This window comes from Mesorhizobium silamurunense, assembly GCF_014843905.1.
GTDB lineage: Bacteria > Pseudomonadota > Alphaproteobacteria > Rhizobiales > Rhizobiaceae > Mesorhizobium > Mesorhizobium silamurunense.
This window is the reverse complement of record NZ_LPVS01000009.1, coordinates 16,367-40,776: the sequence shown is the minus strand read 5'-3', so window position 1 is coordinate 40,776 and position 24,410 is coordinate 16,367. Positions and strand designations below refer to the sequence as shown.

Here is a 24,410-nt window from a genome sequence, read left to right as displayed (position 1 = left end):
CCGCAATCAGCGCGAATCCCCCCGCAGCTGCGACTTTCTGACTCAGTAAGACTAGTGGCATCCATTGAAATGCACGGTTTGAAATCTGGTTGCAGCGGCCCTCACAGAATCTGAGCCGCCCGGTTCGCCACGGCACAAAGCTGACGGGTCGGACTTGGAGGCGCAGGTTCGGAGCCCATCGGAACAGAACACCTCCAGCCACATTGTTAGTTAGTCACTACTAACACACAGGAGATTTCCATGGGTCGCGGTATCTTGCTCTGGCTGCTGGGTATTCCAATTCCAATCATCATTCTCATCATGCTGTTTGCGCGGTAGGAGGCTGACATGCAGGCAACACTTGTGGCTGCCGGGGACTCTGCGCAAACGGAATCCTCCTCTTCAGCGGTGAGCTGGGGGCCAATCATTGCTGGCGCGTTCGCCGCGTCAACTCTGACATTGATTCTCATGCTGCTGGGCTCTGGGCTGGGTCTCAGTATGGTCTCGCCATGGTCCGGCGCCGGCGCATCGCCCACGACATTTGCGGTGTCTACCGCCGTCTGGCTGGTGGTCGTGCAATGGCTCTCATCCGGGGCAGGAGGATATCTCACGGGGCGCCTTCGGACCAAATGGGTAGGCATTCACACCGATGAAGTCTTTTTTCGCGACACAGCGCACGGCTTCTTGGCCTGGGCGCTCGCCACGCTACTTGTCGCGGGCGTTCTTGGTTCGGCACTCTCCGCTGCCTTGAATTCTGGAGTCCAGGCAGTTTCGACGGTAGCGGCAGGCGCCGCAACCGGGACTTCGGCTGGCGCCGCCACAAAGGGCGGCGGAGCATTCGACACCACATCCTACTACGTGGATGCGCTGTTCCGGCCCGCTGACCCGACCAAACTCGCCGCCGCCAATTCCGAGAGCGATTCGGCGGCGACCGCGCAGGCTTCGCGCGTCCTGCTTGCCAGTGCCGCGAACGGCGGCGAAGTCACCGCTGAGGACAGCGCCTATCTCGCGCAACTTGTCGCCGCTCGCACCGGGCTTCCGCAAGCCGATGCCAAGGCGCGGGTCGATACCATGATCGCCAAAGTTAAGGACGCAAAGATCAAGGCTCAGCAGGCTGCCGACACCGCCAGGAAGGCCAGCGCGACCTTTGCTTTGCTGGGTGCATTGTCATTGGTCGTAGGCGCCTTCATCGCTAGTGTAGCAGCTGCACTAGGCGGCAGACAGCGGGACGAAGAGGAGGCGATCTTCCTGACCCGCCAGTGAAGCCTGCCACTCGATCCCCGAATTCAAAGAGGCCCGCTGTTATAGCGGGCCTCGTTTCGTTGAGCACACATAGCGCCGGTGCCCCCGAAAGCGGTTTTCGTCGAAGGGAAGACTGCCGACCCAATCGACGGGCACGCGAGCCTCGACGCCTTCCCTTGGCCTTCTCGGCCAACGATGTGGCGAATTCATAGCCGACCGACCCCCCCGACGGTAGATGTAGGTTGTTGATGGTCGACCCCGCAGCATAATGGCTCGCAGCATCGCTGGAAAGAGTCTGCACCGCGTTGGCATCGAAGGTCTGTCCTTGAGAATAGCTGCTCGTGCTCCTTGCGAATTGCGGAGTCGGCCGCGTCGAGACGGTGCGGGACGATTACGCGGATAGTTCGGGGATCGGGCATCAGGTTAATCACGACCATCGTGATCAACTCGCGGCAATCGCAACTGCGACATATTTGAGAATGTCGATCCAACGGCCGATTTTTCTTTCAAACACAGTCGGATTTTCCATGGAGGGGCCGCTATTTCCTTGCGCTGGTGGGGCCTGTCGTGTCTCGCTGGCCGGCTGTTCAAGCTGCTGGTCGGGGGGCATCATCCGGATGTTCATCGTCGCACCATGCGGCTCCGGACGATCCCGGAGCCGCTTTCGAGTTGGTCAGGCCGCTTGTAGGGCGCGCTCGTTGGCGTCGCTCTCGCCCAAAGCGCTTAGCGCCTCGTCGGTCGCCGACTCTTCGTTGAGGGTCTCGCTCAACAGCGGAAGAGCGTCCTTCATGCCAAGTTGCCCCGCCCAGGCGATGAGTGTCCCATAGCGGGCAATCTCATAGTGCTCGACCGCCTGAGCGGCTCCGACAAGGCCGGCGTCAAGCGCGGGCGCATCCTTGTACTCCTCGAGAATCTCCGCGCCCTCTTCGAGAATGCCGTCGATGGCGGGGCAGGTCTTGCCTCTGGCCGGTTCTCCCAATTGCTCGAAAATCTGTTCGAGCCGCTCGACCTGGCCTTCGGTTTCCATGCGATGTTTTTCGAAGGCAGCACTCAGCTGTTCGGACTGCGCGGCCTTGGCCAGCTTCGGCAATGTCTTCAGGATCTTCTTCTCCGCATAGTAGAGGTCTTTCAGGGCATCCACGAACAGCGTTTCCAATCCGTTTTCTGATTTCTTCGGCATTGCGTCTCTCCTTCTGAAATTGGCCTAAGAAAAAGCGGCGCCCGAGAGCGCCGCTTCTCGTTTAGGATTGGCCGCCTTTGCGGCCCGCTTCTGATGCCTTCTCGCGGTCGTTGGCAAAGTTGCCGCTGCCGCCTCGCTGCTGACCAACACGCTTCTCGTCGTCAGCCTGCTGTTGGCCCCGCTTATCGTGGTCGTCCCGCTGCTGTACGCCGCTGCCCCGACGCTGATCTCGACCGTCGGTGTTTTTGTGGTTCTGCTGTCCAGCCTTCACATGATCGGGCATGTTCTGCTCCTGCATTGTTGGGAAGTTTCTCCTACCCATATTCAACCGCCCCCGGGGCTCTGTTCCGGTGGAAATATTTAGTGATCGGATGGCGGGATTCGGCAAAGCTCGCTCGCTGCGCGCCACGTCACTCAGCGAGGCAGCGACCAACACCTCCAAAATCAAGCTCTTGACACCGGAAGCGTCACCGCCGTGGAACGCGGCTATCTGGCCGTCGTCTGCATCGACCTTCGATATGGCGAGCAGTCCTAGGACGGTAGCTACCGATAGGGCTCAGCGCCATTGCCTCGTCTTTCCAAGCGGCGTGTCAGGGCCGTTGGCCCCGAAAGCGCTAGCCGTCTGCAGACTTGGCGTGTCGCTTTCGTTTCCTGATATCGAGGGTCCGGCGGAAGGCCAAGGCACCGATGTCGCAGCTATGGCGCGAGGGTCCGTTTGTGCTGATGACTACCTTGGCTTGCTCGAGCGTGAGGCCGTGCTTCAACGCAAATGAAAGCGGGTCGTAAGCATCTTTCCAGTTTTCGATGGGTTTAATCATGGTGTCTCCATTGGTGGATCATCGCCTTCTTCGCAGCGACCGAAGTAATCGCTGATCGCAGCCATGAAAACTAGGAACGCGGCGAAGTATCTAGCAAAACCAAAAGCCTGCCCAGCGGCCTGTTTTGCACCATGCGCATGCTGCCTCGTAAGGCGTTCGACCGGATGGCCGGCTGCCGCTCATTCCTCCTCTTATGCCGACGCGGGCGGACAAGCGGCCTGAACGCGACGCCTGGATCATGAGGCGTGGTTTGAGGGCTACCGCCGTCTCAGATTGTCATCGACGATAGCAACTTGCCGATCTTCCATGGCTGCTGATTTGGGCCAGGGAGTGGATCTTGGAGACGACCTCCGAGCCGCGATGGTTTTCCATGGGGGCCCGGCCTCAGGTCCAGAGATCGCAAGCGTTTGTGGGAAGTAGTCTCCCTCCCTGCCGCTCCCGGCGGGTGGCCTATGAACAAAAAGGCTCGCTCTCGAAAGAGCGAGCCGAAATAAGTAAAAGCCGAGGTGGTCGGACGGCTTCTACCCGCACCCGCCACCCTAACAGGCAACACGGATCAACCGAATAACATTAGATAAGCAATGCAGTCGGCTCGGGTTGCGGACTGCGTTCCTTAAAATTGTATGGAACCGAGGCTGAAATCGCGCATTACGGATGCGAGCGGTCAAATTCCCCAAGCGATGCGGCCGCTCCGATTGAAAGCCCGCCACCCCGTTCCCCCGCGTGGCGGGTTTTTCTATTTACGCTGCAGGCATTCGGTCAAGCCGATCTCGAATCCCTGGATGACTTCGCTGACAAGCCGCTCCTTCGGGTCCCCCTTTATGGCCAGACGGCGCTCTTTGCATTGCTCAAGGCCTGGGTTGTTTCCTGACCGCCCTATCTTGGAACGCACCGTCGGCAATTGCGCAGAACTGGCACTCCCAGGCTTTCCGGGTAAATCGCCGGTATCCAGCAAGGCATAACTTCGTCGATCGCCTGCTTCCGGTTAACTCCGGAAGGCTGCTAGCCGAATTTGTGAAGCTGAGCGGAACCTTCCGGGCCGGGCAGCTTTCCTTTCAAATGATGAGCAGGCGAGGCCAACACAGACCTCGCAGGTGAATAGACCTGGAAGGCGATAATGCAAGCACGGGGATGACCAATGAATGACGTTAGCGGGGAAAGGCGTGCAATGCGGTTCTTCGTATTTCTGCACGAGGTGGCCTCGCGACGAGGTGAGGGACTCCACCCCGAACTTGTGCATCTTTTCAGACAACGGGCCGCTTTGACGACGCAAGGTTGTATGACGTTGCAACCGCGTCGGCCAGGTAGTGGCGAGCAAGCCGGCCCCAATCCTTCCGAGATACCAAAACAGAGGCGGCCAGGTGTTGTTATACGATTTCCTGTGAAGCCACGCCTTGCTGCAAAGCGAAATCCATAGTCCGGAATTACTGAATGCCCCGGTCACCATTTTCAAATCCACGCCAGGCAGATGGAACCGTCAGGACCATACCTTACGCGGACACCATGCAAGGCTGGTCGGAGGATAAGTGCATGCCTGCCAAGCCGCTGCTCCTAAGCATTCTCGAGAAAGGCGGCTTTCGGGGTTGCCGCTTATGTCTCGTGTTGACCATGGTCGCGCTTACCGCCTGCTCGTCTTCCTCACGAATTGAACAGCAATCAAAAATCGCGCGGTCGGCAGCGCAAACCGCTGCGATGGTCGTGGACGCTTGGATCGCGGGCGCCGTCCCGTCGAACTATGCATCGGCCACATTGCAGTCAGCGGCCGACACGCTTGCCGACGCCGAGCGGCAGATAGAGTCTGGCTATTCTTCTGAAACCCCGGAGCGACGCGGGGTCATAACGGCGATCGGCCGGCTCTCGGCTGCGGCTAGGCGCGCCCAAGCGCGCATTAAGGCTGGCAGCCCACCACAAGTGAGTCAGGCGGTGCAGGAACTTCGCACCGCCGCAACAGAATTCGCCGCCGCCTACGACAGATATTCCGCGCCCAAATCATGAAGAAGCTGCTTGAGATATCTCTCGGCATCGTCACCAGCGTTGGCGGCTTCCTCGAGGTCGGATCGATGGCGACAGCCGCGCAAGCCGGCGCGACCTTCGGATTCCAACTGATTTGGGCAATCCTGCTTGGCACCATCTGCATTATTTTTCTGGTCGAGATGGCAGGTCGGTTCGCTGCCGTCAGCGGCCACACAATCGCCGACGGGATCCGCGAGAGGTTCGGCTTCAACGCCTTTCTCTGGCCGTTGTTGGCCACCTTGCTGGTCAACTTCATGGTGATGTCGGCAGAGATCGGGGGCGTAGCCGTTGCGGCGAATCTTGCGACAGGTATCCCCTTACAATGGTGGGCGCTGCCAGTGGCGTTTATTGCGTGGCTGCTCCTATGGAAAGGTACCTTCGGGCTTATCGAGAAGGGAGTGTCGGTTCTTGGTCTTGTCACGCTTTGCTTCGTGGTCGCGGCTGTGATGTTGAAACCGGACTGGAGACAGGTTGCTGGCGGCGCGATACCCAGTCTGCCCGGGCATGACGCGGCGAACTACTGGTTCATGGCGGTGAGCATTTTGGGCGCGTCGATATCGCCCTATCTTTTCATGTTCTATTCCTCCGGCGCCGTCGAAGATCAATGGGATAAAACCTATCTCGGCACCAATCGCGCCATCGCAGGGCTTGGTATGAGTTTTGGTGGTACGATTTCGGCAGGCGTGCTGATTGTGGCCGCGCTCGTCTTCGGCGCGCACGGCATAAACCAGGTCAATGATTACCTCCAATTGCCGCTGATGCTGACCTCGATATTCGGTTTCTGGGGATTTGTTCTGTTCGTTGCCTCGCTTGGCGTAGCATGCATTGGCGCGACCCTCGAAATCGCGCTGCAGCAAGCATATCTCGTCGCGCAGGGCTTCGGCTGGACGTGGGGGGAGGATCGAAAACCCCACGAAGATCCTGCCTTCTGCGGTGTCTATACGCTAGCGTTGTTGCTTGCCGCCATTCCGATCACACTTGGCCTCGACCCGCTGAAGCTCACCATCTTTTCCATGGCCGTGACGGCTGCCAGCCTGCCGCTGACTGTTGTCCCGTTTCTCATCCTGCTCAACGATGAGCGCTATATCGGCGAACACCGCAATGGTTTGATCTCAAATGCGGCGGTGATCTTCATCATCGCGCTCGGTTTCGTCTTGGCCTTGGTGGCCATTCCGTTGCAGATATTCGGAGGCTCGTGATGGATCTGCTGCGCGATCTACTGGACAAACAGGTCGTTGACCGCAAGCAAATCAAGATCGGCAAAGTGGACGGATTGGTGGCCGAGTTGAGGCCGGGCATGCCGCCTAGGATCACTGCGATCGAACTCGGGTCGATCACGCTGGCGCGCCGCCTTGGTACGCGGCCGGGGCGCTGGATCGCCTGGCTGGCGGTTCGGCTTGGCGGCAAGCGCCACGCCGAACCCCACCGCATAGCCTGGAACAAGGTGCGCGATATCGGCATCGACATCGAAGTCGACATTGACGTGGATAAGACGGCGATCTTCGATTGGCAGGACTGGCTGCGCGACCGCGTTATCGGCCGCATTCCGGGAGCTTGACGATGGCCACCGTCAACCTCGAACGTCTTGCCGGTCGACGGGTGCTATCGCTGCGCGGCAAAAGCGTCGGTCACATCGAGGAGATACGCGCAGAGCGTGACGGTGATGATATCGTCGTCACCGAATTCCACGTCGGCATTTTCGCTGCTTTCGAGCGACTCTCTGCCTCGGCAATCGGCATCGCGATTTTGGATTTCTTTCGCCTTCGCCACCGCGATTGCCTCTACCGAATTCCCTGGGACAAGGTCGATATCTCCGACCCAATCCGGCCTCGGCTGCGATGCACGCTTGAACAACTCTCCCGCATGAAAACCGGAACTGAAGGCAGGAGCGCGTCCAAGAGCTTGTGGAGCGTCATGGTGAGATCGGTGTGGATACCTGCTCTCATCGCTTTCCGGTGGAGCGTCATGGTGAGATCGGTGTGGATACCTGCTCTCATCGCTTTCCTGTGTGGAGCCGGCGCGGCCTTATGGTACATGACCGCGGCCCAACCCCCCTTTTCGGACCAGGATCCGCAATTTCAAGGCCGAGGCGACGTTGCACAAGGTCAGCTCGTCTTCGCCGCAGGCGATTGCTCTTCCTGTCACGCAACGCCCGGACAGCCCGACCGCCTGAGGCTTGGCGGCGGCATGGCGCTTGCTTCACCGTTCGGGACCTTCCGGCCTCCCAACATTTCCCCCGATCCCGTCGATGGCATTGGAGCATGGACCGTGATCGACCTCGCAAATGCTCTCGTCGGAGGCGTGTCTCCGAGGGGTGAACACTACTATCCCGCCTTTCCCTTCACGAGTTTCACGGGCATGAAGGGGAAGGACATCAGGGATCTCTATGCCTATCTAAGAACGCTTCCCAAAGTATCCGGGCATGCGCCGCCGCACGATCCCGCGATCTTGTTTAGCGTCCGGCGAGCCGTCGGGATTTGGAAAATGATGTTTTTTCGCGAAGGTTCGATGTCTGCTAAGCTCAATGGCGACGCGGTCCATGATCGCGGCGCTTATCTCGTTGAGTCCGTCTCGCATTGCGCCGAGTGCCACTCGAGTCGCAATGCGTTCGGCGCAATCGAGCCGGACACTCGCTTTGCCGGGGGGATCGACCCTGAAGGCATAGGCTTCGTGCCAAACATCACCGGAGAGAGGTTGCTCGGATGGACTGAGGGTGACATTGCGACGATGCTCAAAACGGGCGAGACGCCCAGCCACGGTCGGGTCGGATCCTCAATGGCCGACGTCGTGACGAATACGGCAATGCTGCCTGACAGCGACCGCCAGGCAATTGCACGTTACATAAGAGGTCTCCCAGCGACAGCCACGCCGCACCCTTGAGTCCGGGACTGCGCCAAAAACATCCAAGCCTCATTGCGCGTAGAGATACGCTGCAAGGTCTCTGGCTTCCTTTTGCGAAATGCCAGTCGCCGGCATCGCCGTCTGCGGCGAGAAGTTCTGCGGTGAGACGATCCATGCGACCAAGTTGTCGGAATTGTTTTCCAGCACGCCCGCTATGTACACGCGCTTTGACAACCCGGTGAGCGGCGCACCGGTCTGGCCGTCCGCTCCCGGTATGCCCGGAATGGTGTGGCAACCGGAGCACCCGTAGCGGCGAAAGACTTGCGGCGCGCGTCCGGGATCGCCGCTCGTGATCGTTTTGGCTACCGCCGTCCGGGTGCGGGTGTCGCGCACAAAGTTGACTGCGACAAAAGCTGCCGATGCTGCGACCAGAGCAACGCCCATGAATGCGGCCCGGTAATATGGAGACGCGAGCAGGTCAGGCATTTTGCGGCCCTCTTTCGCTCGAGCCGCGGATCCAAAGCGCCAGCATCGACATGGCCGCCGCCGCATAGATCGTGCCGGCGGGTATCCACATGATCATCCCCGCCAATTGTTGGTCCTCCAGGGGCGTGAACCCCCAGACCATCGCCGTTTGGGTCTGGGCGACGTAAAGCACGCGTGGAGCGAGCGCCATCAAGGCACCCAAGACGCTGGTGTGGATCATGGTGGCGAACAAATGCCAGGCCGAGGCGCCGTAATCGCTCCGCCAGACAATCGCCCACCAGAACAATATCGCTGTCGCTAAGAAGCTGAGATGCTGGAGGCGATGTAGGGCGGGGTTGGTCAGGGCCGCGTCGAAGAATATCGGCGCGTGCCAGGCCCAGATGGTTGCGCCGTGCAAGATGGTCGAGTTCGTGGCGCCCGCACACCAGTCCCACGGTTTTCGAATTAGGGGCGAACACAAAACTGACCCGGCCACGCGGCGTGCATTTTCTGGCAACCCCCACAACAAGATACCAACCGGACGCGCCAACACGATCAAGGGTGCCGAGATAGCCATGACGATCTCGTGCTCGATCATGTGGAAAGTAAAAAGGTGCTCGCCCAGCCAGTGAAGCGGTGAAAGCAGAGCTCCGGCCAGGGTGAGCATACCGCAACAATACAGCAAGGCATGCACGAACAAGACGCCGGGCCGCCTGGTCCGCAACGCGAGCCTTAGGATGCCCGCGCCATAGAGAACAGCAAGCATTGCAAGCGGCGTGTCGATCCAGGGGTCAAACGTCCAAGGAAGGTCAGAGCCATGGCCTTCGTGGCCATGCGCGGTAGCTGCGGTGGCGCTCATGCAGAAGATCAGTGTGCAGATCAGCGCTGGCATGGGTCGAGCAGTACCGTAGCCGCCTCCTGCAATAACAATGCAAAAACAAATGCCAGTGCGATCAGGAAGCCCGTATCGATGATAAAGCGCCCTGATTTGACCAATCGCGGTGACGTGGCCCGTGAGGCCGCGATGCTGGCGATCGACACGACGAGAAGGATGCCGCACGAGGCAGCGGTCCAAGGGATCGTCTGTCGGCAATCGATGTAAGGCATGATCTGTCCAAGCTGGGTGCTGAGCGCCCAGGCCACAGGCGGCGCAAGCAGTCCAGTGTGTCGGAGCCAATCTTTGGTCAAAGCCGCGGGACCCAATAGAGGCAGGCATACATCGGCAACCATGTCGCGACCACGAAGTTCCAGTACATCGCGTTATCGCTGACATCTCCATAGCGCCGCCGATTGTCGCCATGTTGTGAAAACATGAGCCAGGTCAACACCAGCGTCTCAACCAGATCGGTCAGAATGTGCGTCGTGTGCAGGCCGAGCATGACCCACACAATCGAGCCGTAGGCGTTCTGATCCCACTTGATATGCATTGCCGGGAACTCGAAGGCGCGCAAGATCAGCGGCACGATGCCGAGCAGGGACATTGCGATCAGCCCGACACGGACTTTCAGCAAGTCCTGGTTTCGCGCCCATCGGGCGAGCAAGATGTTGGGAACAAGGCTTGCCAGGAGGAAGACTGTCAGGATCGTCCCGGCAAGCAGGTCAGGCAGCGCTGCATCCAGGGGCCAGCGCGGTGCCATAACCATCAGATAGAGATAGACAAAGATCGAAAGCGCAAAACCTGTGCCTTCAATGAGCATGAAGGCGAGCGTGCCCCACCAGGACAAGCTCGCGGTGCCGAGGCCATGCGACGGAAGTCCCGTCAGATCGGGTGCAGCGCTTTTCTTCACGACTCATCCTCCGGCACGCCCTTTGGCCAGAACCAGCCGACGAGTGCGATCGCGATCGGTATCGAGCCCCAGACCACCGCCCAGGGCGTGAATATCGACCATATCAGCGTCACGGTGGTGGCAAGTGCTGCCCATAACGGCCAGATCGAATCCCCGGAGGATGATTCACGCGCTTGTGGAAGCGCTTCGACCACGCTGCTGACCAACAGTTCACGACGGTCGACGCGCAGGCCCGAAGCAACAGCAAGCGCGTCTGACTGGTCGGACACGGGTTCGAGGCTGCTAACCGCGGGCAGCCGGGCGAAATTGTAGGATGGCGGCGGCGAGGTGGTTGCCCATTCGAGCGTCGTGGCTCCCCATGGATTGCCGGATGCGATGGGCCCTGACCTGGCGCTGCGCAAAGCATCGATGAAGAAGAGCAGGAAACCGGCAGCGAGGATAATCGCGCTTAGGCTGATGAACATGTTCAGGCCCGACCAGGGCATCTCGGGCTGGTAGGTGTAGACACGGCGTGGCATGCCCCGGAGGCCCAGAACATGCATCGGGAAAAAGGTCAGATTGAACCCTGCGAAGATCAGGCCGAATACCCAGCGACCGAGCGGCTCGCTCATCATGCGGCCCGTCAGCTTGGGAAACCAGTAGTAGATCGCGCCCAACAGTGGAAAAACCGCGCCGCCGACCAGCACATAGTGAAAGTGCGCGACGACGAAATAGGTGTCGTGGACCTGTGTATCGAACGGCACTGACGCGACCATCACCCCCGTCAGGCCGCCGATGACGAAGATGACCATGAATCCGATGACAAACAGAAACGGCGTCTTGAAGATTGGCCGCCCGGCCCACATCGTCGCCAGCCAGCAGAAGATTTGCAGGCCCGCCGGCACCGCGATCGCCATGCTCGAGGCGGTGAAGAAGCTTTCGCCAAGCCGCGGCAGGCCGGCGACAAACATATGATGGACCCACAGGCCGAACGCCAGAACGCCCGTGGCGATCAACGCCATTACCATGCCCAGATAGCCGAACACGGGCCGCCGCGTGAATGTCGCGACGATGGTCGATACCATGCCCACTGCCGGCAGGAAGATGATGTAGACTTCCGGATGGCCGAAAAACCAGAACAGATGCTGCCATAGCAGCACATCGCCGCCCGCGGCAGGGTTGAAGAAGTGGGTGCCGACCAGCCGATCGAGGATAAGCGCCGTGCTCGCGATCATGATCGCCGGCATCGCCAGGATGACAAGGAACGACGTGACCAGCATTGACCAGACGAACAATGGAATCCGGTCGAGCGACATCCCCGGCGCGCGTTGCTTGAAAACGGTCACGACGATCTCGACGGCGACGGCGAGCGCGGAGACTTCAGTGAATGTGATCATCTGCGCCCAGATATCGGCCCGCTTCCCAGCCGCATATTGGGGTCCGGAGAGCGGCACATAGGCGAACCACCCGATGTCCGGTCCAGTATCGACGACAAAGGCGATCCACAGCAGCAGCCCGCCGGCGAGATACATCCAGTAGGAGAAAGCGTTGAGGCGAGGGAAGGCGATGTTGCGGGTCCCCACCATCAAAGGGACAAGGTAGATCGCCATCGCTTGCATGACGGGAACGGCAAACAGGAACATCATGTTCGTGCCGTGCACGCTGAAAATCTGGTTATAACGATCGGGGCCGATGAAGCGGGCTTCGGGTTGTGCCAGTTGCAGACGCATCAGAATGGATAGCACCCCGCCAAGCACCAGAAAGACAAAGGCCGTGGTGATGTAGCGCCGGCCGATGATCTTGTGATCGACCGTCGAGAGGGCACCCCACCAGCCCGGCTGTGTTGCCCAGACCGATCCAAGACGGCGCTCCAGCTCCGTGGCGCCCAATGCCGTATCTCTCGGATGGTTGCCATCGGTGCGCGTCATTTCAGGCTCTCCATGTAGGCGGAGATATTCTGGAGCTCGACGCTGGTCAGCGGGACCATCGGCATGTTGTTTCCGGGCTTGAGCGTCTGCGGATCGGCAATCCATGCCGCCAGCGAGCCGCGCGTGGTTTCCAGCAGGCCGGCCGCGATGGTCTGTCGTCCTCCTATGTGCGTCAGATCGGGGCCGGTCGTGCCATTCGCTTGTGTGCCTCGGACCGTATGGCAGGCAGCGCAAGCCTTTGCCTGAAAAGCCTCCTGTCCTGCGAGCGCCTCAGGATCGGTCGGCATGATCGCGTTGCCAAATTGCGCCGCCGCCCAGCGTTGGTAGTCACCCGGTGGCTCGGCGATGACCATCACGGCCATGTGGCTGTGCTGCAGGCCGCAGAACTCGGCGCATTGGCCGCGGTAGATGCCCGGCTTTTCGGCCCTCAAAAGCAAACTGTTGGACCGACCCGGAACGAGGTCCTGCTTTCCGGCCAGGCTTGGCACCCAGAACGAATGGATCACATCGGCGCTTTCAAGCCGGAGCTGAACATCCGTCCCGATGGGTATATGGATTTCGTTGGCAGTCTGAAAGCCGGGCGTTGCGCCGGAACTGGCGTAGAAGACCTGCCACCACCATTGCTGTCCCCGTACTGTGATTGTAAGGGCATCGCTCTTGGGAAAGCCGATGCTTCGGGTGGTGTAGAAGCTTGCGATCGTGAGGCCGGCGATGATGATCACGGTCGCTGCGACCGCGGCAGCCACCGTCGTCGTCAACCTTGCCTCGGATGTCACGGTTTCGGCCCCGGCGCGGCGGCCCGGCAGCAGCGCCGCGCAAAGCACCACCATCACCAGGATCCAGATTAGCGTGCAAAGGACGATTGTGCCGATGATCAGGTGCTCCAGATGAATGGCTGAAGCGCCATTTGGATCAAGCGCGGACTGGTTGCCGCTGCAGCCCGAAAGGACCGCGATGATCGACAGCAGGAGAGGGCGTCGGTATATCAAGGCGACGGCCCCTGGTCTGGGTGCATGCCTACAGGTCCCGCATCAAAGAGGATTATTGCCGGACCCCGATTCTCGGCAGGGCGGGTTTGTTTGTCGTCGTTGCGACTGGGCGCCGCCACCTTCGGCGCATAGGAACCGATGGTTTGGACATATCCCGCAAGCTGCCAGATTTGCTCAATCGTCATGCGGTCGCGAAAGGCCGGCATACCGTGCGGGCGGCCGTCACGGATCGACGCGACGATCGAAACCATCTGCGGCCCATAGAGCCACCAGCCATCGAGGAAGGACGGCCCGATCCCGCCCTGGCCATCGCCATGGCATGTTCCGCAGCCGAACCAGGCATAGAGGCGCTTGCCCTGGCTTAGATTGTAAGCGTCCGTCTCATAAGGCTTGCCGAGGGCAAAATAGCTCTCGGGTGGTGTTCCGCTGATACCGTTGGACATGAGGCTGAACCGATCAAGATCAGCCGCAGCGGGCGGGTCGAGCCGCAGCTCTCGCGGCTGCCGCAGATAACCAAACAGACCGCCTACGCTGGCGAGGAACAGAAAACCTGCAATCGCCAAGGCTGACTTCGGATTAATCACAGCCTTCTCTGCCAAGCTATCCTCCGCCCCTGAGGTCAACCAGCTGGAGTTAAGTGTGATCGGCTAAGACGGACTGGCAAAAGTTTGTATGACGGCGTCTTCGACTTCGGGTCGTGATGGCCCAATGGGAAGAGCGGGTTGGTTTCGGGAAAATACGCCGCGCAGCAGCTCTTCGGGATGCTGTAGGAAACGATCTTCAGACCGGAAACCATGCGGAGGATATGGTCGTCGATGGCGGTGGTTACATCGACGGTGTCGCCGTCGACGAAGCCCAACCGGCCCACGTCTTCCTCGTTCATAAACACAATACGCCGCGTGCCTTCAACGCCACGAAAGCGGTCGCTGTAGCCGTAGATCGTGGTGTTGAATTGATCGTTCGATCGCAGCGTCGCAAGGTGCAGAACGTCGGTCCTGCCAGCGGTCGCAAACTCAGGGAAGAGTTTGCCCGGCGTGATAAAATTGGCCTTTCCGCTTTTGGTCACCCACTTGCGTTCGCGTGCCGGCAGCGGTCTCGCAATGCCACCCGGCTTGAACATCCGCTCGTTGAAGTCCTTAAAGGTCTCCGGGTATGTCCGCTCAATGGCGTTTCGTATCTCCGCGTAGTTGCCGACCCAGGCGTCCCATGGAACCTTGGTTTCGCCGAGCGTGGCCTTGGCGATGCCGGCGACAATGGCGGGCTCAGACAGTAATTCGGTGCTGGCGGGTTTGGCCTTGCCGCGCGATCCGTGAAAATGGGCAATGGAACTTTCTATGGACACGGCCTGCGGACCCGTCGCCTGCTGGTCGACTTCGATCCGGCCCAGACAGGGCAGGAGGTAAGCGATCTCGCCATGCAAGACATGGCTGCGGTTGAGCTTGGTCGCGATCTGCACGCTCAGACGCAATTTGCGCCATCCATCTTCCATGACCGCGGTGTCGGGCACCGCCTTCAAGAAGTTGCCGCCGAGGCCGAGAAATGCGCGGGATTGACCGTTCATTATGGCTTCGCACGTCTCGACGGTCGACCGGCCTGTCCATCGCGGGGGAATAAAACCATAGAGTTCAGATAGCTTGTCTAGCGGCACCAACCCCGGCTTTTCGGTGATCCCGACCGTCCGTTGCCCCTGGACGTTGGAGTGGCCGCGAACGGCACAGATATTTGCCCCGGGCTTGCCGATATTGCCCCGCAGCAGCGCAAGATTGCAGATCATGTGGACGTTCTGGACGCCCATGAGGTGTTGGGTGAGGCCCATGCCATAGACCATCATCACCGCATCGGATTTGGCATAGATGGTCGCGGCCTGCACCATCTGTTCACGGCTTAGTCCGGATACGCGCTCCAGTTCGGGCCATTGATGATTGCGGGCGGCCTGGGCAAATTCCTCAAATCCGGTGGTATGCTCGTTGATGAAATCATGATCGAGCACGTGCTTCTTATCGGCTGAAGCCATTGAGGCTGCGAACGCGACCATTGCCGCATTGTCAGGATCTTTCGGCTTGCCATCCTCGCCCACGACGCGACTGTGACCGGACGCTTTGAGAACATCGTCAGCCTCGATCAGTGCCTTGCAGACACCGAAGAGGGCGGCAATGTCGCCGCCATTGTTGACCTGATAATATTCCGACGAGATCTTCGTCTGCTTGCCGGTCAGCATTTGCACCGGCGACTGCGGATTGACAAAGCGCTCAAGGCCGCGTTCGCGCAGCAAGTTGAAGGTGACGATCTTCACCCCACGGTCGACAGCGTCCTGGAGGTCGTGGAGCAAGCGGGGTGAGGACGTCCCCACATTCTGACCGATATAGAAGATACAATCAGTGTTTTCGAAATCTGAAAGGATAGCCGTGCCGACTGAGGTCCCGATACATTCTGGTAGCGCCACCGAGGAACTCTCGTGGCACATATTCGAGCTGTCAGGCAGGTTGTTGCTGCCATACATACGCGCGAACAACTGATACATGTAGCTGCTCTCAAGCGACGCGCGACCTGATGTGTAGAGATCGACCTGGTGAGGATCGAGCAAGCGCAATTCCTTGCCGATCTCGGCGAATGCTTGCGCCCACTCCACAGGTCGATATTTGTCTGCGGCCGCATCCCAGCGCATAGGTTGGGTTAAACGGCCTTGTTCCTCCAGGTCGTGATCTGGCCAGTGTTCTAGCTCCCTCAGGGTATGCCTGGCGAAAAACGCGGCGTCGGCACGTCGCGATGTAGTCTCCCAGGCAGTTGCCTTCGCCCCGTTTTCGCAGAATTCGAGAGGGTGCGGCTTAGCTGGCTTCGCCCATGCGCAACTGACACACATGTAGCCTTCGGGCTTGTTCTGGGTCGCAAGCAGTTTGGGCTGTTTGATTGGGACACGTTCCCTAACCGTGATTTCGGCTACCGACTTCGCAGAGCCCCAACCTCCCACTGGTCCACCGTATGGTTTGATTGTGGGCCACCGCATTTCCGATGTCATTTCTGTTTCGCCTCCCGGCAATATAGAACTTGGAACGAGGCTCACAGTTCCCACCTGTTCGGCAGGACGCCTGGGAGGCGCCCGAAGAGGCTGGCGGCATGGCGACGCGCATGCGCAGGGCGAACGTCCGATCGCCAGCGGTGGCACTTTCTTGCATAGTGGCAGATCGGACGATCTTGGTGCGCTTGCACGCTTGATGGCGACGCGAATGCGCTGGTACGTCTCGCAGCGACAGGCATTGCCTAATGCTGTGGCCACGCTCACCGCCGCCGTCCAGGCGATTGCAGATCAGATGCGGGGGCAAACTAGGCCGTGTTAAAAGTCTCTTCCTACTAGACTTCAGTCCGATGAATTTTGGGACCGTGGCCAGCTTGTAGAACTGGTCATGGAACTCCGAGAAGGAGACGAAGTCGTGGCTGACGGGCCTACGTTCGTAACTTAGGAAGTGGTTGAATTGTTGTCGAGGCGGTCCTTGCAATCACCGCTCTTGTTATCATACTATTCGAAAATACGGAAACGTTAGGCCGCGAGCCGGCTGGCTTCTTAGGAATGAACTGGCTATGAGTAAGTCAATCGTGAGGAATTCCGTCGAAATCGAAAACTTCGAGATCGAAAACCTCGAGAATCGGCATTACGTGCGCGTCATCGAAGACGGTGTTGTGTCTGTTAAGGCATTCGAATCGGAGACGGATGCAACCTCCTTCGCCATAAGCGAGAAGGCACGACTCGGGCTCCCGGCATCTCAGACGCGCTGAAGCCGTTATCGAGGGCAGAACTCGTCTGGCGAAGATCGATCCCACCTATATGTTCGAGCCTATACCTTCGCATCCCCAGCACCTTGGCAAGCAAGTCTGCCTCGCCCGTCATACCGGATTGGAAAGCCCATATAGCAGGGTGGCGAGCCATTACTTTTCGCTTGGCGATCGCCAAATGTTCATACCCGCCGCTTCAAACGAAAAAATTCGCTCCACTTAAAAAGGGAACCGACCCGGACCTTGAACCTTTCCATCCTGTGGGGACCTGGAAGGAGGCTCATCATGAATCGTTATGAAGACAGCGTTCTGGAAGCAGGCTGGCTTCTGGCGGTCCCGTTCTCACTGGCGATCGCCGTGTTAGTGGCAGGACTGGTGTTGAGCTAGTACGATGACACCCAAGACGCGACCGCACACGCCTAACCTGACAACGCTTGCTGGACGTCAACGGAACCAAAGTCGCGCATCCGCGGCGATGCAGGATCAAGGCGGCCGCTATCGTCGCGCTTTCCGGCACGCTGCAGATCGGGCGTCAGCTTCGCTCCAAAATCAGCGCTCACCACTACCGTTGGAAATCGCAATCCGGTCCTAACTTCCTTGTGCCGTCTCTTGCAGGCAGGTCGGCGGCTTTTTTTAGCGCTCCGCCTCAAACGCTCATGCTCGGGCGCCTCATGCCAAGCGACTTGCCGCAAGTCCCGCCTGCCGACGCGCTGGAGGCGTAGCGTAGCTGGGCGTCCGAGCATGACCCAGATCCGTCAGCTTGCGACGGCACTGCGCAGCAGCATGAACTCGCCGATGTTTTCGATGGTGACGTAGCCGATCAACCGGCCCCTGGCATCCACCACGGCGACGGCAGGTGCAGCTCCATTCTTCAGTGGCTCGAGCGCCTTGATGAGCTTCTCATGGTCGCGCACCACCGGGATATTTGCGACCATTGCCTCGATCACAGGAGCCTGACCGCCGCGCTGCTGCAGGCCGGCGACGAGCCCTTCACGCGTCAGCACGCCGCGCAGCCTGCCGCCACCGTCGACGATCGGGAACTCGTGCTGCGTCGTGCGCAACAGCGCCTGTGCCGCCTCGTCGAGGGCCGCGGTCGCCGCCAGGCTTTCGAACCGGCTGATCATGACGTCGCGGACGTTAACGGCGCGCGCCGCTGCCTCGAGCCCCATCGCCTGGGTTTCGGCAGTGGCAGCGAGGTAGACGAAGATCGCGACGAATATGAGCAGCACGTTGCCAACGACGAGACCGATGAAGCCGAAAGCGAAGGCGGCGAACTGACCAACGGTCCCCGCAATCTCCGTCGCGCGCACGCGGTTGTAGCGCGTGGCGAGCAAGGCCCGCAGCACACGCCCGCCATCCATCGGAAAGGCCGGAATGAGGTTGAACAGGACCAGCCAGATGTTGACGGCGGCCAGGCGAGCCACGAACGCGACACGCGGGTTATCCATCGACGTCAGCGCGTCGATGCCGACGGTGGTCCCGAGCGCGACGACGAGGAAAGAGGCGATGACGACATTGACCAGCGGGCCGGCGAGCGCCACGGCGATCTCTTGCGACGGCTTCTCGGGCAAGCGCTCCAGCTGCGCGACGCCGCCGATCGGCAAGAGCGTGATCTTTGGCGTTCGGATGCCGTAGCGACTAGCGGCAGCGGCATGGCCGAGCTCATGCAATACCACGCAGGCGAACACCGCGCCGATGAAGCCGACGCCCTCGATTGCAGCCGACGTTCCACCCTCCTGGAAATAGGCGATGCCGATCCAGGCGAGCAGCAGCAGGAAGGTCAGGTGGATGCGGATCTCGGTGTCGCCGACACGGAGGATCGGGTAGGACCACTGCATGATGTGACTCCGTCCGGGTCGGGAAGCAGGCCGCGCCCGCCGAGCATGCCCCCGTTTGCAGTCGCGTCAAGTGGCTGGTCATTCGTTAGAGCGCGTCGCTCCCGCCGGCTGTCAATGCAGGGGATTTCGGCCGGTGCGCGCCTTCATGTCGGCGATAGAGATCAGCTTTGCGGTTTCCCGAAAGCTGACCACTTCGATGTGAACCCGCCTTTGACGAGCAGGCTTCCTACACAAAGGACATCCCGTGAAGATCGGAATCATCGGCGCCGGAAATATCGGCACGACTTTGGGGGCGCCCTGCCAAGGGCGTCTAGACGACCTCTGTCTCTTGCTTGGCTTGCATTCGCTTTATCTGGGCCACTTGGACACGATGAGCATCACCCCACGCACATAGCGGCACAAGTGCTGCAGCCAGTGTTCGGCCGAAGAGCGTCAGGGCGTAGTCCACCCGCGGCGGCAGTTCCCGATGGTCTGTTCGGCTAACAACCCCATCGGCCTCCAGCTCTTTCAGGTGCTGGATAAGCATTTTTTCGCTAATGCCCACAACAAGCCGCCGCAATTCACCAAAACGGCGGGCTCGGCCGCCAAGGTGGAATAGGATAAGGGGCTTCCATTTTCCCCCAACAACCGCCAGCGCGACATCAAGGCCGCAGGAAAAACCATTCTCCATCATTAAATTCCTGACACTTACCAAAAGGTAGGTTCTAGTCCTATGGAAAGGGCATGTCCATATTCGCGGCGCATGCTCACAGCCGGTTTGGCGAGAGCACCTATCACTCTTGGCTCGCCGGCGAGACGATCACGTCGTAGTGACGAAGGTCGGTCATTTGAATCGCTCCTCGAGAGCCTCGACGGCGGCCTTCGAAAGGACCAGCGTGCCGCAAGCGCTGCCAGCGCCGAGCCCTTGACGATCGGAATGTCGTCGCCGGGGAACTCGTTCTTGGTCAACAGCTCGCGAACCTCGAGCTCGACCAGCTCCAGAAGCTCGGCGTCGTCGACCTGGTCGACCTTGTTCAAAAACACCACGATCGAGGGCACGCCGACCTGGCGGGCCAAAAGGATGTGCTCGCGGGTCTGCGGCATCGGGCCGTCGGCGGCCGAAACCACCAGGATCGCGCCGTCCATCTGCGCGGCACCGGTGATCATGTTCTTCACATAGTCGGCGTGGCCGGGGCAGTCGACGTGGGCATAGTGACGGTTGGCCGTCTCATACTCGACATGCGCCGTCGAGATCGTGATGCCGCGCGCCTTCTCTTCAGGCGCCGCGTCGATCTGGTCATAGCGCTTGTATTCGCCAAAATACTTCGTGATCGCCGCCGTCAGCGACGTCTTGCCATGATCGACGTGCCCGATCGTGCCAATGTTCACATGCGGCTTGGTGCGCTCGAATTTACCTTTTGCCACTGTATTTCTCCGTCTTTACTCATCCCGCTCGGGGAAATTGATATTCGCTCCAGCCGAACCGGAAGCGCGCAAGAAACGCGGTTCCGGTGGCACAGGCATTCTCACGCGTATTTCTTCTGGACTTCCTGGGCCACCGCCGTAGGGACCGGTTCGTAGTGATCAAACTGCATCGTGTACTGGGCGCGGCCCTGCGACATCGAACGCAGATTGTCGACGTACTTGAACATGTTGGCGAGCGGCACCATGGCGTTGATGACAACCGCCACGCCACGCGCCTCCTGGCCCTGGATCTGGCCACGGCGGCCGTTGAGGTCGCCGATGACGCCGCCGACATAGTCTTCCGGCGTAACGACCTCGACCTTCATGATCGGCTCCAAGAGTTGCACGCCAAGCCGGGGCGCTGCTTCCTTGAAGCAGGCGCGGGAGGCGATTTCGAACGCCAGGACCGAGGAGTCGACGTCGTGGAGGCACCGTCGATCAGGGTGGCCTTGACGCCGATCATCGGGAACCCCGCGAACGGGCCGGAGCCCGTGACGCTCTGAATGCCCTTCTCGACGCCGGGGATGTATTCCTTCGGCACCGCGCCGCCGACGATCTTGGACTCGAACACAGGACGCCGCAGCGATTTAGATCCGCTTGAGCGAATGTCGGCTATTGACTGCAGGCGCGGGAGGCGATTTCGAACGCCAGGACCGAGGAGTCGACGTCGTGGAAGGCACCGTCGATCAGGGTGGCCTTGACGCCGATCATCGGGAACCCCGCGAACGGGCCGGAGCCCATGACGCTCTGAATGCCCTTCTCGACGCCGGGGATGTATTCCTTCGGCACCGCGCCGCCGACGATCTTGGACTCGAACACGAACTCTTCGCTCTCGGTGTTCGGCTCGAACAGGATCTTGACGCGGGCGAACTGGCCGGTACCGCCGGTCTGCTTCTTGTGCGTGTAGTCCTGCTCGTGGGTGCGGGTGATCGTCTCGCGATAGGCCACCTGCGGAGCGCCGACATTGGCCTCCACCTTGAACTCGCGGCGCATGCGGTCGACGATGATGTCGAGATGCAGTTCGCCCATGCCGGCGATGATGGTCTGGCCGCTTTCCTCGTCGGTCTTGACGCGGAAGGACGGATCCTCGGCCGCCAGGCGATGCAACGCGAGGCCCATCTTTTCCTGGTCGTTCTTGGTCTTCGGCTCGATGGCGATCTGGATGACCGGATCGGGGAATTCCATGCGCTCGAGGATGACCGGGTGCAGCGGATCACAGAGCGTGTCGCCGGTGGTCGTGTCCTTGAGGCCGGCCAGCGCCACGATGTCGCCGGCATAAGCTTCCTCGATGTCGGCGCGCGAGTTCGCATGCATCTGCAGCATGCGGCCGATGCGCTCCTTCTTGCCCTTGACGGTGTTGTCGAGCGAGGTGCCCTTGGTGAGCTTGCCCGAATAGATGCGGGCGAAGGTCAGCGAGCCGACGAACGGGTCGTTCATGATCTTGAACGCCAGCATCGACAACGGTTCATTGTCATCGGCATGACGCTCGATCTCGGCGTCGGTCTTGGCGTCGACGCCCTTGATGGCCGGCACGTCGATCGGCGACGGCAGGTATTCGACGACGGCGTCGAGCAGCGGCTGCACGCCCTTGTTCTTGAAGGCCGAGCCGCAGAACATCGGGAAGAACTTGACCGCGATGGTGCCCTTGCGGATCAGCGCGCGGATCTCGTCGTTCGAGGGCATGTTGCCTTCGAGGTAGTTTTCGAGCGCGGTCTCGTCCATTTCGACGGCGGCTTCGATCATCTTCTCGCGATACTGCACGGCCTTGTCCTTGAGGTCGGCCGGAATTTCGACGACGTCCCAGGCTGCGCCCAGCGTCTCGTCGCGCCAGACAAGCGCGTTCATCTCGACGAGATCGACGATGCCCTTGAACTCGGTCTCGGCGCCGATCGGAAGCTGCATGACGACGGCCTGCGCGCCGAGGCGCGAGCCAATCATCTCCACCGAGCGGTAGAAGTCGGCGCCGATCTTGTCCATCTTGTTGCAGAAGATCATGCGCGGCACGTGGTACTTGTCGGCCTGGCGCCACACGGTCTCGGTCTGCGGCTCGACGCCGGCGTTGGCATCGAGCAGCGCGATCGCGCCGTCGAGCACGCGCAGCGAACGCTCGACCTCGATGGTGAAGTCGACGTGTCCGGGGGTGTCGATGATGTTGAAGCGGCGCATCTTACCGTCACGACCCTTCCAGAAGGTCGTGGTGGCAGCGGACGTGATGGTGATGCCGCGCTCCTGCTCCTGCTCCATCCAGTCCATGGTGGCAGCACCGTCATGGACTTCGCCGATCTTGTGCGACTTGCCCGTGTAGTACAGGACGCGCTCGGTCGTCGTCGTCTTGCCGGCGTCGATATGCGCCATGATACCGAAATTGCGGTAGTCTTCGATTTTATATTCGCGGGCCATGGGAGGTGCCTCTCAGTCTCGTTCGCGCTTTACCAGCGGTAGTGCGCGAAGGCGCGGTTGGCTTCTGCCATCTTGTGGGTGTCTTCACGCTTCTTGACGGCCGTACCGCGGTTGTTGGCCGCGTCCATCAGTTCGCCCGAGAGGCGGTCGACCATAGTGGTCTCATTGCGGTTGCGCGCGGCGGCGATCAGCCAGCGGATGGCCAACGCCTGACGGCGCTCGGGGCGCACGTCGACCGGAACCTGGTAGGTGGCGCCGCCAACGCGACGCGAACGCACTTCCACATGCGGCGCGACATTGTCGAGCGCCTGATGGAAGACGGTGACCGGCTCCTGCTTGGTCTTGGCCTGGACCTGGTCCAGCGCGCCGTAGACGATCGTCTCGGCTACCGACTTCTTGCCGTCATACATGACGGCGTTCATGAACTTGGTGACGATCAGGTCGCCGAACTTGGGGTCCGGATTGATCTCACGCTTTTCTGCACTGTGACGACGGGACATGGCTTTTGTCTCTCAATCTCGTGGCACGGCGCAGTCAAAAAAAGCGCCGAAGCCGGAAACCCTTACTTCGGACGCTTGGCACCGTATTTCGAACGGCGCTGCTTGCGGTTCTTCACACCCTGCGTGTCGAGCACGCCGCGGATGATGTGATAGCGGACGCCCGGCAGATCCTTGACGCGGCCGCCGCGGATCATGACCACCGAGTGCTCCTGAAGGTTATGGCCTTCGCCCGGGATGTAGCCGATCACTTCGAAACCATTGGTCAGGCGGATCTTGGCCACCTTGCGCAGCGCCGAGTTCGGCTTCTTCGGCGTCGTGGTATAGACGCGCGTGCAGACGCCCCGCTTCTGCGGGTTCTGCTGCATGGCCGGGACCTTGTTGCGCTTCACCGGCGCCAGGCGCGGCTTGCGGATCAGCTGGTTGACGGTAGGCATTAAACCCTCTTGTCTCTCAATTCCGTGTCTTGCCCTGTCAGGGCCGCTCAAAGCGTCATTTCCATACGCAAATTCGGGCAACACACCGCGCCTCGCGGTCCTGCCCGAACAAATTGCAGAGGAAGCGGAAGCCGCTTCATGCGCGCCGGAGATGTCTTTTCGCTCGTAAAACGAACCCTGTTTGAGGCAAACTCCAAAGCGTGTCGCTTCGGACAGGCAAGTCTCACATCGGTTCTGACGTGGCGGCTTCTACTCGCAAGCCTGATGTCCGTCAACCCCGAAGCGGCAAATATTGCGCCCATTCCGAGGCTTGGCAGCCATGCGGAAATCGCATGTAATTTTCTTGCGTCTTTTTTCAAGCGCGAGGAAGAAAGTGACCGGCTTTCGCCTGTCCTATGCGCCGGCTTCATGTCAAAAGGCGGCATGAATAGCGCAAACGGCCACGCGCGGAGGAATCAGCCCGTGAACGACAATGAGGAACGCCCGGTCACCATCATCACCGGACGGGTCTGGAAGAAGAAAGGCGGCAAGCCGGAGGGCGTCCATGTGATGCTGGTGGCGCCGGATGACGATTCGGCCGTGCGCCGCGCGCTCGAATCGCTCGCCGCCGAGGGCTACGCCGAGGCGGAGCTCGACCAGATCGGCGACATGGACGGCGTACCCGACGAGGAGCCGCATCTGTCGGCCTATCAGGGCGCGCTCGAAGGCGAGGTCTCGATCGTCACCTTCGACGAACCGGTCTGATTCAAGACGCCGACCCGGCGGCATGATGTCCTCCCGGCTTGCCGGGCAGCTTTGTCCTGCCT

Annotated in this window: 24 protein-coding genes and 3 pseudogenes; 7 read left to right on the top strand and 20 right to left on the bottom strand. The window is 60.3% G+C overall.

From position 1 onward, the window contains the following. Window positions 1–327: 327 nt before the first annotated feature. Complete coding sequence (locus AU465_RS00925) at window positions 328–1,242, top strand: hypothetical protein (RefSeq protein WP_192243098.1); 915 nt, start codon at window positions 328–330, stop codon at window positions 1,240–1,242. A gap of 421 nt (window positions 1,243–1,663) precedes the next feature. On the opposite strand, the gene AU465_RS00920 is transcribed toward AU465_RS00925, so the two are convergent. From AU465_RS00920 to AU465_RS00900, 5 genes are all read right to left on the bottom strand, one after another. Beyond that, complete coding sequence (locus AU465_RS00920; RefSeq protein WP_192243096.1) at window positions 1,664–1,846, bottom strand: hypothetical protein; 183 nt, start codon at window positions 1,844–1,846, stop codon at window positions 1,664–1,666. Window positions 1,847–1,894: 48 nt separating this feature from the next. Then, complete coding sequence (locus AU465_RS00915) at window positions 1,895–2,401, bottom strand: YciE/YciF ferroxidase family protein (RefSeq protein ID WP_192243094.1); 507 nt, start codon at window positions 2,399–2,401, stop codon at window positions 1,895–1,897. A 61-nt stretch (window positions 2,402–2,462) separates the two neighbouring features. After that, a complete protein-coding gene (locus AU465_RS37610) occupies window positions 2,463–2,699 on the bottom strand; it encodes a KGG domain-containing protein (RefSeq protein WP_376774799.1) in 237 nt (78 codons plus the stop codon). A gap of 316 nt (window positions 2,700–3,015) precedes the next feature. After that, on the bottom strand, window positions 3,016–3,219 hold the full coding sequence (locus tag AU465_RS00905; RefSeq protein WP_192243092.1) for a hypothetical protein: 204 nt from the start codon (window positions 3,217–3,219) through the stop codon (window positions 3,016–3,018). Window positions 3,220–3,955: 736 nt separating this feature from the next. Then, window positions 3,956–4,174: a hypothetical protein gene (locus tag AU465_RS00900; protein WP_192243089.1), complete on the bottom strand. Its 219-nt coding sequence runs from the start codon at window positions 4,172–4,174 to the stop codon at window positions 3,956–3,958. 575 nt (window positions 4,175–4,749) lie between these two features. On the opposite strand from AU465_RS00900, the gene AU465_RS00895 reads away from it, so the two are divergent. The 4 genes from AU465_RS00895 (at window position 4,750) to AU465_RS00880 (ending at window position 8,112) form a co-directional block, all read left to right on the top strand. Beyond that, a complete protein-coding gene (locus AU465_RS00895; protein WP_192243087.1) occupies window positions 4,750–5,214 on the top strand; it encodes a hypothetical protein in 465 nt (154 codons plus the stop codon). After that, on the top strand, window positions 5,211–6,431 hold the full coding sequence (locus AU465_RS00890) for an Nramp family divalent metal transporter (protein ID WP_192243085.1): 1,221 nt from the start codon (window positions 5,211–5,213) through the stop codon (window positions 6,429–6,431). Before AU465_RS00895 ends, AU465_RS00890 begins: the two co-directional genes overlap by 4 nt. After that, window positions 6,431–6,790 carry a hypothetical protein gene (locus tag AU465_RS00885; RefSeq protein ID WP_192243083.1) on the top strand — a complete coding sequence of 120 codons (360 nt, stop codon included), beginning with the start codon at window positions 6,431–6,433 and terminating at the stop codon, window positions 6,788–6,790. Before AU465_RS00890 ends, AU465_RS00885 begins: the two co-directional genes overlap by 1 nt. 407 nt (window positions 6,791–7,197) lie before the next feature. After that, window positions 7,198–8,112 (top strand): c-type cytochrome, encoded by a 915-nt coding sequence (locus AU465_RS00880; RefSeq protein WP_192243109.1) that lies wholly within the window; start codon window positions 7,198–7,200, stop codon window positions 8,110–8,112. Window positions 8,113–8,142: 30 nt separating this feature from the next. Here AU465_RS00880 and AU465_RS00875 read toward each other — a convergent pair whose 3' ends face one another. The 8 genes from AU465_RS00875 to AU465_RS00840 all read right to left on the bottom strand — a co-directional run bounded on the left by AU465_RS00875 (window position 8,143) and on the right by AU465_RS00840 (window position 16,237). Next, a complete protein-coding gene (locus AU465_RS00875; protein WP_246505798.1) occupies window positions 8,143–8,559 on the bottom strand; it encodes a c-type cytochrome in 417 nt (138 codons plus the stop codon). Further along, window positions 8,552–9,397, bottom strand: a complete 846-nt coding sequence (locus AU465_RS00870) for a cytochrome c oxidase assembly protein (RefSeq protein WP_246505797.1) — start codon at window positions 9,395–9,397, stop codon at window positions 8,552–8,554. Before AU465_RS00870 ends, AU465_RS00875 begins: the two co-directional genes overlap by 8 nt. A 20-nt stretch (window positions 9,398–9,417) precedes the next feature. After that, window positions 9,418–9,645: a hypothetical protein gene (locus AU465_RS00865; RefSeq protein WP_192243079.1), complete on the bottom strand. Its 228-nt coding sequence runs from the start codon at window positions 9,643–9,645 to the stop codon at window positions 9,418–9,420. A gap of 77 nt (window positions 9,646–9,722) precedes the next feature. After that, window positions 9,723–10,325 (bottom strand): cytochrome c oxidase subunit 3, encoded by a 603-nt coding sequence (locus AU465_RS00860; RefSeq protein WP_192243077.1) that lies wholly within the window; start codon window positions 10,323–10,325, stop codon window positions 9,723–9,725. Then, window positions 10,322–12,232 carry a cytochrome c oxidase subunit I gene (ctaD, locus tag AU465_RS00855; protein WP_192243075.1) on the bottom strand — a complete coding sequence of 637 codons (1,911 nt, stop codon included), beginning with the start codon at window positions 12,230–12,232 and terminating at the stop codon, window positions 10,322–10,324. The genes AU465_RS00860 and ctaD overlap by 4 nt, the downstream gene beginning before the upstream one ends. Continuing rightward, window positions 12,229–13,218, bottom strand: a complete 990-nt coding sequence (gene coxB, locus AU465_RS00850; RefSeq protein ID WP_192243104.1) for a cytochrome c oxidase subunit II — start codon at window positions 13,216–13,218, stop codon at window positions 12,229–12,231. Before coxB ends, ctaD begins: the two co-directional genes overlap by 4 nt. Beyond that, window positions 13,218–13,778, bottom strand: coding sequence for a c-type cytochrome (locus AU465_RS00845; RefSeq protein WP_312891170.1), 561 nt, complete (start codon window positions 13,776–13,778; stop codon window positions 13,218–13,220). Before AU465_RS00845 ends, coxB begins: the two co-directional genes overlap by 1 nt. A gap of 62 nt (window positions 13,779–13,840) precedes the next feature. After that, window positions 13,841–16,237 (bottom strand): FdhF/YdeP family oxidoreductase, encoded by a 2,397-nt coding sequence (locus AU465_RS00840; protein WP_192243073.1) that lies wholly within the window; start codon window positions 16,235–16,237, stop codon window positions 13,841–13,843. A gap of 1,186 nt (window positions 16,238–17,423) precedes the next feature. Here AU465_RS00840 and AU465_RS00835 point away from each other — a divergent pair. Further along, window positions 17,424–17,711, top strand: a complete 288-nt coding sequence (locus tag AU465_RS00835; protein ID WP_192243071.1) for a hypothetical protein — start codon at window positions 17,424–17,426, stop codon at window positions 17,709–17,711. A gap of 33 nt (window positions 17,712–17,744) precedes the next feature. Here AU465_RS00835 and AU465_RS00830 read toward each other — a convergent pair whose 3' ends face one another. The 7 genes and pseudogenes from AU465_RS00830 to rpsL form a co-directional block, all read right to left on the bottom strand. Beyond that, window positions 17,745–18,827, bottom strand: coding sequence for a site-2 protease family protein (locus AU465_RS00830; protein ID WP_192243068.1), 1,083 nt, complete (start codon window positions 18,825–18,827; stop codon window positions 17,745–17,747). Window positions 18,828–19,137: 310 nt separating this feature from the next. Then, window positions 19,138–19,500: a winged helix-turn-helix transcriptional regulator gene (locus AU465_RS00825; RefSeq protein ID WP_192243066.1), complete on the bottom strand. Its 363-nt coding sequence runs from the start codon at window positions 19,498–19,500 to the stop codon at window positions 19,138–19,140. A 209-nt stretch (window positions 19,501–19,709) separates the two neighbouring features. Beyond that, window positions 19,710–20,231 (bottom strand): annotated as a pseudogene (locus AU465_RS00820) (GTP-binding protein); the annotation flags it as partial. Window positions 20,232–20,332: 101 nt separating this feature from the next. Beyond that, window positions 20,333–20,841 (bottom strand): annotated as a pseudogene (fusA, locus tag AU465_RS00815) (elongation factor G); the annotation flags it as partial. Window positions 20,842–20,894: 53 nt separating this feature from the next. Continuing rightward, window positions 20,895–22,670, bottom strand: a pseudogene (gene fusA / locus AU465_RS00810) (elongation factor G); the annotation flags it as partial. A gap of 29 nt (window positions 22,671–22,699) precedes the next feature. Further along, entirely contained in the window at window positions 22,700–23,170 is a 471-nt protein-coding gene (rpsG, locus tag AU465_RS00805; RefSeq protein WP_027170372.1) for a 30S ribosomal protein S7, read from the bottom strand. Between the two features lie 62 nt (window positions 23,171–23,232). Continuing rightward, window positions 23,233–23,604: a 30S ribosomal protein S12 gene (gene rpsL / locus AU465_RS00800; protein WP_006202128.1), complete on the bottom strand. Its 372-nt coding sequence runs from the start codon at window positions 23,602–23,604 to the stop codon at window positions 23,233–23,235. A gap of 462 nt (window positions 23,605–24,066) precedes the next feature. Here rpsL and AU465_RS00795 point away from each other — a divergent pair, with 462 nt between their 5' ends. Then, a complete protein-coding gene (locus tag AU465_RS00795) occupies window positions 24,067–24,348 on the top strand; it encodes a transcriptional regulator (protein WP_192243064.1) in 282 nt (93 codons plus the stop codon). The last annotated feature ends 62 nt before the right edge of the window (window positions 24,349–24,410 follow it).